Below are 1,445 nucleotides of genomic sequence, written 5' to 3'. Positions count from 1 at the left end.
TGTTAGACGTGATTCTTTATTCCCCTTAACTTAATCCCGATTCCTCGGGACCGTATACGAGACCCGTACGTACGGTGGTGTGAGAGGCACAGTGGCGGTCAATAGACCGTCACCTGTCTACTCGATTGTGGGTATGTACATTGTCAAATTTTAATTGGACTTAACCAAGCATATTTCCCAACTATAATATGTTTTTTTCCTTTATGCCTAGTATTCTCCCACTTAAAACTTGATTGCTTATTTATTTTTAAATTATCTATTTCAACTGTCACATCTTGCGTTATTTCATAACCTTCATGTGTTTTATATGTTACATATTTTCTGTGTTTACCTTCATTTATATATGAGGTTTCATTTGTTGCCATCAAAAAATAACAACGATCCGCAATATTATCTTTTTTCAAATATTCTAATCTAGCTAAATCTCTGTAAACAGCTTTTCGAACCTCTGCTTTGTTTGAATTTCCTTTTTGAGATTTTGTTGGAAATTTAAATTCAATTGCTATACTAATATCTGTATATTTCACTAAGAGATCTAAATAACGACTACTACCTTGAAGATCATTGTAGCATTGATTTTCAAAATCTATTTCAATATCAAACCCTGTCTTTTTAATTAACTCCATCGAGAATAAAAAACATAAAGCTTTCTCACTGGAAATACTATAACCTTTCTCAATTCTTTCCTGTACATTCTCCCATATAGTACATATAATTTCATCTATTTTCTCTACTTTCCCCATTTTCTATGGATTACTTGCTGATATATTATTTTATTCTGAAAAAATCTTAAAAGAAATGATCTCCTGGATTATACCTTATAGGATCTGGATGAAAATTCGGATCTGGATGACAATCTTCACAGAACGTTATACCATCATATTTAATAACTTCATCTTCTTCCCAATCGTCTTCAGTATCTAGTTTGCCACAGTCACAAAGAACTTCCTGATACATGTAGTCATATTCTTCATCTAGAAAATCACTTAGATTACCTCCTGTATATTGTGCAGATTCTACTGCCCATTCATAATGCTCCATGTGATCAACTAGTGTATGTCTCGGACCTCCAACAGTCAAACCTGTTTCAAGGTCGATATATCTTTCACTAAATTCATCGTATTCTATTGAACAAATACAACCATCTTGCCATTTACTATTAGATGTATCTATTTCTGGGATAAAGTCACCATAATATTCTTTGTAGATTTCACCAGTTCTACAATCACGATAGACTTTAAAACTAAAATCATAATAGGCGTTTCTGTAATCAGTATTTATTTCATTCATTCTATAAATTTCTAATAATTTTATTTCGTATTACCCACAACGTAAAAGTGTTTTATCCTTTCGTTTTTTAAAATTAACAAAACATTATTTAGAACACTGATTTTTACTTCTCAGAATAGTTCCAAATAAAGGATAAAACATAGTTGGACAATGCC

General features: G+C 31.6%; 2 protein-coding genes. Both read right to left on the bottom strand.

Annotation, left to right across the window (positions count from 1 at the left end):
• Positions 1-143 precede the first annotated feature (143 nt).
• Positions 144-743 carry a hypothetical protein gene (locus tag BZG01_RS21275; RefSeq protein WP_101311839.1) on the bottom strand — a complete coding sequence of 200 codons (600 nt, stop codon included), beginning with the start codon at positions 741-743 and terminating at the stop codon, positions 144-146.
• A 46-nt stretch (positions 744-789) separates the two neighbouring features.
• The gene (locus BZG01_RS21270) at positions 790-1,290 is read right to left on the bottom strand and encodes a hypothetical protein (RefSeq protein ID WP_101311838.1); all 501 of its coding nucleotides are present in this window, start codon (positions 1,288-1,290) and stop codon (positions 790-792) included.
• Positions 1,291-1,445: the final 155 nt, after the last annotated feature.

Source organism: Labilibaculum manganireducens (assembly GCF_002843385.1).
Classification (GTDB): domain Bacteria; phylum Bacteroidota; class Bacteroidia; order Bacteroidales; family Marinifilaceae; genus Labilibaculum; species Labilibaculum manganireducens.
The sequence above is the reverse complement of the archived record's forward strand: the minus strand, read 5'-3'. Positions and strand labels throughout refer to the sequence as shown.